Origin of the sequence: Nocardiopsis yanglingensis, from assembly GCF_045809185.1 — a bacterium.
Lineage (GTDB): Bacteria > Pseudomonadota > Gammaproteobacteria > Xanthomonadales > Xanthomonadaceae > Stenotrophomonas > Stenotrophomonas yanglingensis.
In genome coordinates, this window is the sequence record NZ_JBJNRH010000007.1 from 45,086 (window position 1) to 51,615 (window position 6,530).

6 protein-coding genes are annotated in these 6,530 nt (G+C 68.6%); 4 read left to right on the plus strand and 2 right to left on the minus strand.

Annotated features, from left to right (window positions below; genetic code table 11):
- Positions 1-28 precede the first annotated feature (28 nt).
- Positions 29-1,036: a zinc-binding alcohol dehydrogenase family protein gene (locus tag ACJ7C5_RS11525; protein ID WP_412703954.1), complete on the minus strand. Its 1,008-nt coding sequence runs from the start codon at positions 1,034-1,036 to the stop codon at positions 29-31.
- 97 nt (positions 1,037-1,133) lie between these two features.
- Here ACJ7C5_RS11525 and ACJ7C5_RS11530 point away from each other — a divergent pair, with 97 nt between their 5' ends.
- Both ACJ7C5_RS11530 and leuE read left to right on the plus strand, forming a co-directional pair.
- Positions 1,134-2,099 carry a LysR family transcriptional regulator gene (locus ACJ7C5_RS11530; protein ID WP_412703955.1) on the plus strand — a complete coding sequence of 322 codons (966 nt, stop codon included), beginning with the start codon at positions 1,134-1,136 and terminating at the stop codon, positions 2,097-2,099.
- A gap of 15 nt (positions 2,100-2,114) precedes the next feature.
- Complete coding sequence (gene leuE, locus ACJ7C5_RS11535; protein ID WP_412703956.1) at positions 2,115-2,744, plus strand: leucine efflux protein LeuE; 630 nt, start codon at positions 2,115-2,117, stop codon at positions 2,742-2,744.
- 76 nt (positions 2,745-2,820) lie between these two features.
- On the opposite strand, the gene ACJ7C5_RS11540 is transcribed toward leuE, so the two are convergent.
- Positions 2,821-3,723, minus strand: a complete 903-nt coding sequence (locus tag ACJ7C5_RS11540; RefSeq protein WP_412703957.1) for a LysR family transcriptional regulator — start codon at positions 3,721-3,723, stop codon at positions 2,821-2,823.
- Between the two features lie 121 nt (positions 3,724-3,844).
- On the opposite strand from ACJ7C5_RS11540, the gene ACJ7C5_RS11545 reads away from it, so the two are divergent.
- Both ACJ7C5_RS11545 and ACJ7C5_RS11550 read left to right on the plus strand, forming a co-directional pair.
- Positions 3,845-4,840 (plus strand): aldo/keto reductase, encoded by a 996-nt coding sequence (locus tag ACJ7C5_RS11545; RefSeq protein ID WP_412703958.1) that lies wholly within the window; start codon positions 3,845-3,847, stop codon positions 4,838-4,840.
- Between the two features lie 175 nt (positions 4,841-5,015).
- Entirely contained in the window at positions 5,016-6,443 is a 1,428-nt protein-coding gene (locus ACJ7C5_RS11550; protein ID WP_412703959.1) for an amino acid permease, read from the plus strand.
- Positions 6,444-6,530 lie beyond the last annotated feature (87 nt).

Genomic DNA, 6,530 nt, shown 5'->3' on the forward strand with positions numbered 1-6,530 from the left:
GACCCCAAGGGCGCGGGAACAACCTGCCTTACCAGCCTTCCAGCACGATTTTGCCCTTGGCGCGGTGGCTCTCCAGCAGTGCATGGGCGCGCCGCAGGTTGGCCGCGTCGATGCGACCGAAATGCTCGCCCAGCGTGGTCTGCAGCACGCCCGTGTCGATCAGCTCGGCCACCCGGTTCAACAGGTCGTGCTGGCGCTGCATGTCGGCGGTCTTGTACAGCGGCCGGGTGAACATCGATTCCCAGTGCAGGGAGAGTGCCTTGCGCTTGAGCGCCATCACGTCGACCTGGCCGGGATCATCAATCAGCCCCAGCTGGCCCTGCGGCGCCAGCAGTTCCACGATCTGCGCGTAGTGCTGGTCGGAGTGGGTCAGGCTGGCCACGTGCTGCACCTCGCTGATGCCCAACCGCGCCAGTCCCTCGGCCAGCGGCAGGCCATGGTCGATCACGTGGTGTGCGCCCATTGCGTACGCCCAGTCCTGGGTATCCGGACGCGAGGCGGTGCCGATCACGGTCAGCCTGGTCAGCTTCCGCGCCAGCTGCACCAGGATCGAACCAACGCCACCGGCAGCACCGATCACCAGCAGGGTCTGGCCTTCGCCGCCGCCCTCGGGGATGCGCAGGCGGTCGAACAGCAGTTCCCAGGCGGTGATCGCGGTCAGTGGCAGCGCGGCGGCGGCGGCGTCATCCAGACTGGCCGGCTTGCGGCCGACGCTGCGTTCGTCCACCAGCTGGTACTCGGCATTGCTGCCCGGGCGATCGATGACGCCGGCGTAGTAGACCGCATCGCCAGGCTGGAACAGGGTCACCTCGCTGCCCACCGCGTCGACGATGCCGACCGCATCCCAGCCCAGCACACGCGGGCCATCGGTGGCCACGCCGCGACGGACCTTGGTGTCGACCGGGTTCACCGCCACCGCTCGTACCGCCACGCGCAGGTCACGCGGGCCGGGCTGCGGCAGCTCCAGTTCGATGTCGATCAGGGCCCGGGCATCATCGATCGGCAGGCCGGCTTGGGTGTAGGCAATGGCGCGCATGGCAGCGGTCCAGTGGGGAAGGAGGCGACAGGTTGCGCCGCGCGCGCTCCCGCAGAAAGGCGCAGAATCAGTCAGCACTTTCACTCCGGCAATGAAAATGATCCGCTTTGACGACCTGCAGCTGTTCGTCCGCACTGCCGCGCTGGGCAGCTTCTCGCAGGCCGCACGCGAGGCCGACCTGCTGCCCGGCCAGGTGGCTGCAGCGGTGGCGCGGCTGGAACGCGAGCTGGACCTGCGCCTGTTCGTGCGCACCACCCGCAGCCTGCGCCTGACCGGCGAGGGCGCGCTGTACCTGCCGTACGCGCAGGAGGTGCTGGCCACCCTGCGCGAGGGCCAGGCGCGCGTGCAGGGCGAGGACACCGAGCTGCACGGCACCCTGCAGCTGTCGGCGCCCTCGGACCTCGGCCGCAACCTGCTGCTGCCCTGGCTGAGCGCCTTCCGCGCTGCGCACCCGCGGCTGCGCCTGCACCTGCGCCTGTCCGACGAAGTGGCCGATGTGTTCCGCGACCCGGTCGACGTGGCCATCCGCATCGGCCACTTCGACGACGCCAACTACGTCGCCCTGCCCCTGCTGGAAGGCAACCGGCGCGTACTCGCGGCCTCGCCCGACTACCTGCAGCGGCGTGGCACGCCCACCCGCCTGGAGGATCTGCGTGAGCACGATTGCCTGGTCTACCAGCTCAGTGGCCGCGCCTACGATCGCTGGTCGTTCGAGGTCGACGGGCGCCGCAGCGTGATTCCGGTGCGCGGTCCGCTGGTCTGCGACGACGCTGATGTAGTGCGACGCTGGGCCGTGGCCGGCGAAGGCATCACTTACAAGTCCTGGCTGGACCTGCGCGAGGACGTGCTGGCCGGGCGCCTGCAGCTGCTGCTGGACGGTGTTGGCAGCAGCATCCCGCTGCAGCTGGTATGCCCGCACCGCAAGCAGTTCTCGCCGGCCGTGCGACAACTGCACGCGCAGCTGCGCCAGCACCTGCAACCGCTGCTGTCTGGCATGCCTGGTGGGTCCACCGGCCCCCTGTCGCCAATCCCGGCGCTGACCGACAATGGCGGCCCCCCGTAACAAGAGAACGCCGCCATGCCGTGGATGGGCATCCAGGACCTGTGGACGTTTCTGGTCGCTGTGCTGGTGTTTCTCGCCCTGCCCGGCCCTGGCACCTTCACCCTGCTGACCGCCACCGGCCGTGGTGGCGTGCGTGGCGGCTACACCGCACTGGCCGGCCTGCTGGTCGGCGATCAGATCCTGATGTGGCTGGCGCTGGCCGGCGTGGCCGCGCTGCTCAAGGCCAACCCGCTGGTGTTCCACGCGGTGCAGTACCTGGGTGCGGCCTACCTGGTGTGGGTGGGCATCAGCCTGCTGCGCACGCCGAAGCACGAGGGCGGTGACGCCGGCCCGATCCGCATGCAGCCGGGCCGCTACTTCCAGCAGGCGATCCTGGTCAGCCTGCTCAATCCGAAGGCGATCCTGTTCTACATGGCCTTCCTGCCGTTGTTCATCGATCCGAAGGCACACCAGGGCATCGCCACCTTCGCGGCACTGGCCGGCATCATCCTGGTGGTCAGCATCGCCTACTGCTCGATGCTGATCTGCGTGGGCAACCTCGCCCGTCGCCGCCTGATCCAGCACCCGCGGATCAGCGATGCGCTGCGCCGCGTGGCCGGCCTGTTCCTGGTCGGCTTCGGCATCAGGCTGGGGTTGAACGGCTGATCGGGCAGCGTAGCGTCGAGCTTGCTCGACCGCTGCAATCAGTAGCCAACCAAGGTTGGCATCTACCGAAGCAACGTTACCCGAGCGGCATTCCCGCGCGCAGGTGATCGATGAACACCCGCAGCTTGGGTGCCATCTGCTCGCGCGCCGGGTAGTACAGGTGGAAGCCGGGGAACGGCGGCTGCCAGTCCTGCAGCACGCTCTGCAGTCGCCCAGCGGCGACGTCATCGGCCATCAGCGAGGCGAAGCCCTGGGCCATGCCCAGCCCCGCCAGCACGGCGCGATGGGCGACACCGGCATCGTTGAACACCAGCTGCCCGCTCACTTCCACGTCCAGGTCGTGGCCTTCGCGGCTGAACTCCCAGGGCATCAGCCGGCCATTGGCCAGCCGGTGCACGATGCAGGCGTGGCCCTGCAGATCATGCGGGGTCTGCGGCACGCCATGGCGTTCGAAATAGGCCGGCGTGGCCACCACCACCTGCCGCTCGGGTGGCCCGACCGGCACCGCGATCATGCCCTGTGCGAGTGATTCGCCCAGGCGGATGCCGGCGTCGAAGCCCTCGGCCACCAGATCGGTCAGCGCCGGGTCGACGCACAGTTCCACCTGCACCTGTGGGCAACGCGCGAGGAATTCGGGCAGCCGCGGCAGCACCATGCGATCGGCGACGATGCGCGGCAGGGTCACCCGCAGCCGCCCTGCAGGCACCGAGCGCGCGCTGTCCAGTTCGGCAAATGCCTGGTCTATCTGGTCCAGGCCGCCGCGCACGCGCTGCAGGAAACGCGCGCCGTGTTCAGTCAGGCTGACCCGCCGTGTGGTCCGCTGCAGCAGGCGCACGCCCATACGCGCTTCCAGCGCGCGCACGCTCTGCGACAGCGCCGAGGTCGACACGCCCAGGGCATCGGCGGCGCGGGTAAAGCTGGCGTGCTCTGCCACGTGGACGAAGGCGACCACAGCGGTGAGGGGGACGGAGGCATCCATTGTGAAGCCAGTCTTCAATGTAAGTCCGGTGGCACGCAGTTTATCCACATGATGACGTGGAGGATGCTGTGCCCCTCGCCGCTGCCCATCCAAGCGCGGCGCCTTCCCCAAGGAGAACCGCATGAAGACCCGTACTCTCGGCCCCGCCGGCCCCACCGTGTCCGCCCTCGGCCTTGGCTGCATGGGCATGAGCGCCTACTACGGCGGCCGCGGCAGTGACGATGACGGCATTGCCGTCATCCGGCACGCGCTGGACCGTGGCGTGACCCTGCTCGACACCGCCGATGTGTATGGCCCGCACACCAACGAGGTGCTGGTCGGCCGCGCGATTGCCGGGCGCCGCAACCAGGTGTTCCTGGCCAGTAAGTTCGGCATCGGCCTGGACCCGACCGACCCGAAGGGGCGGCAGGTCAACGGCCATCCGGACTATGTGCAGGCTGCCTGCGAGGCCAGCCTGCGCCGCCTGGGCGTGGACCACATCGACCTGTACTACCAGCATCGCGTCGACCCGACCGTGCCGATCGAGGACACCGTAGGTGCGATGGCACGCCTGGTGGAACAGGGCAAAGTGCGCTGGCTGGGCCTGTCCGAGGCCTCGGCGGCCACCCTGCGCCGCGCCCATGCGATGCACCCGATCACTGCGGTGCAGAGCGAGTACTCGCTGTGGTCGCGCGAGCCGGAGCAGAACGGAGTGCTGGCCGCCACGGTGGAACTGGGCATCGGCTTCGTGCCGTATTCGCCGCTGGGCCGTGGCTTCCTGACCGGCGCCATCCGCAGTCCGGATGACTTCGACGCCGACGATTACCGGCGCACCTCGCCCCGCTTCGAAGGCGCGAACTTCCAGCGCAACCTGGCGCTGGTGGACACCGTGCAGGCGCTGGCCGCCGAACGCGGCATTGCCGCCTCGCAGCTGGCCCTGGCCTGGGTGCTGTCGCGTGGCGAGCACATCGTGCCGATTCCGGGCACCACGCGGCAGGTACGGCTGGACGAGAACCTCGGTGCGCTGCAGATGGAACTGGATGCGGCCACGCTGGACGCACTGGATGCGGCCTTCCCGCTGCATGCCGCGGCCGGTGACCGCTATTCGGTCAGTGGCATGGCCAACATCGAGTCGTAGCAGCGGCCGGGACGAACGCACACCGGTGGCTGCCGCCGGATTGTGCCGATTCCGGCAGCCTGGCTGGGGCGCAGCGCGCGCCCCGCCATGCATGACCCCCGTCAGTGGTAATGCTGCGCTGCGTTCGGTCACACTCGGGAACTTGTCGTTCTTAGTCACCCCTTCCGAGGCCTGCATGTCCCTGTTCCGGCGCAAGTCCCTAGATTCCGTCACCGTCCACGAAGCCGGCAGGCGTCTGATCCCGACGCTCAGCTGGCCGCACCTGATCGCGCTGGGTATTGGCGCCATCGTCGGTACCGGCATCTACACGCTGATCGGCGTCGGTGCCAACCTGGCCGGCCCGGCCGTGCTGATCTCCTTCTCCATCGCCGGTGCGGTCTGTGCCTGCGCGGCGCTGTCCTACGCCGAGCTGTCGACGATGATGCCGGCCGCCGGCAGTGCCTACACCTACAGCTACAGCGCGCTGGGCGAGGTGTTCGCCTGGGTGGTGGGCTGGAGCCTGATCCTGGAGTACTCGCTGGTGGTGAGTACCGTGGCGGTGGGCTGGTCCGGCTACTTCGTCGGCTTCCTCGAATGGGTCCACACCCAGTTCGGCTGGAACGTGCACCTGCCCGCGTGGCTGGCGGCCGGTCCTCACGTGGAAGGCGGCATGATCAACCTGCCCGCGATCATCATCACCTGGCTGGTGGCCGGCATGCTGATGGCCGGCACCAAGGAAAGCGCCACCCTCAACGCCATCCTGGTGGTGTTCAAGCTGATCGCGCTGGCCATCTTCGTGGCCGTGGCGCTGCCCGCGTTCGACAGCGCCAACCTGCAGCCGTTCATGCCGTACGGCTTTGCCAAGTCGATCGGCCCCGATGGCGTCGAACACGGCGTGATGGCGGCGGCGGCGATCATCTTCTTTGCCTTCTACGGCTTCGATGCGATCTCCACCGCGGCCGAGGAAACCAAGAACCCGGGCCGCGACCTGTCGATCGGCATCATCGGTTCGATGATCGGCTGCACCATCGTCTACGTGCTGGTCGCACTCGCGGCCGTCGGTGCGATGAGCTACGCGGTGTTTGGCCATAGTGCCGAGCCGCTGGCCCTGATCATGCGCCAGCTGGGCCATCCGACCGCCGCGATGGTGATCGGCGTGATCGCGATCATCGCGCTGCCGACGGTGCTGCTGGCCTTCCTGTACGGCCAGAGCCGCATCTTCTTCGTGATGAGCCGCGATGGCCTGCTGCCGCGCAGCCTGTCCAAGGTCAACGCACGCACCGGCACGCCGGTGGCGACCACGCTGTTCACCGCGGTGGTGGTGTCGGCGCTGGCCGGAGTGGCCCGCCTGGACGAGATCGCCGCCCTGGCCAATGCCGGCACCCTGGCCGCCTTCACCGCAGTAGGTGTGTGCCTGGTGGTGCTGCGCCTGCGCGAGCCCAACCGCGAACGTACTTTCCGTACGCCGCTGGCCTTCGTGGTCGGCCCGCTGGCCGCGCTGGGCTGCATCTATCTGTTCATCAGCCTGCCGCACACCACCCAGCTGTATTTCCTGCTGTGGAATCTGGCCGGCCTGGTGCTGTACTTCCTGTACAGCCGTCGCCACGCGCTGATCGCGAAATAACCGGATCACCGGTAGTGGCGGCCCCGGGGCGGCCCCACCGGTCCGGGTGTTTGGGGCCAAGACCGCCCCCGGCCCGCCCAAACCCAC

Coding starts and splice junctions, on each gene's coding strand:
- ACJ7C5_RS11525 (WP_412703954.1), bottom strand. CDS start 1,036: ATGCGCGCCATTGCCTACACCCAAGCCGGCCTGCCGATCGATGATGCC.
- ACJ7C5_RS11530 (WP_412703955.1), top strand. CDS start 1,134: ATGATCCGCTTTGACGACCTGCAGCTGTTCGTCCGCACTGCCGCGCTG.
- leuE (WP_412703956.1), top strand. CDS start 2,115: ATGCCGTGGATGGGCATCCAGGACCTGTGGACGTTTCTGGTCGCTGTG.
- ACJ7C5_RS11540 (WP_412703957.1), bottom strand. CDS start 3,723: ATGGATGCCTCCGTCCCCCTCACCGCTGTGGTCGCCTTCGTCCACGTG.
- ACJ7C5_RS11545 (WP_412703958.1), top strand. CDS start 3,845: ATGAAGACCCGTACTCTCGGCCCCGCCGGCCCCACCGTGTCCGCCCTC.
- ACJ7C5_RS11550 (WP_412703959.1), top strand. CDS start 5,016: ATGTCCCTGTTCCGGCGCAAGTCCCTAGATTCCGTCACCGTCCACGAA.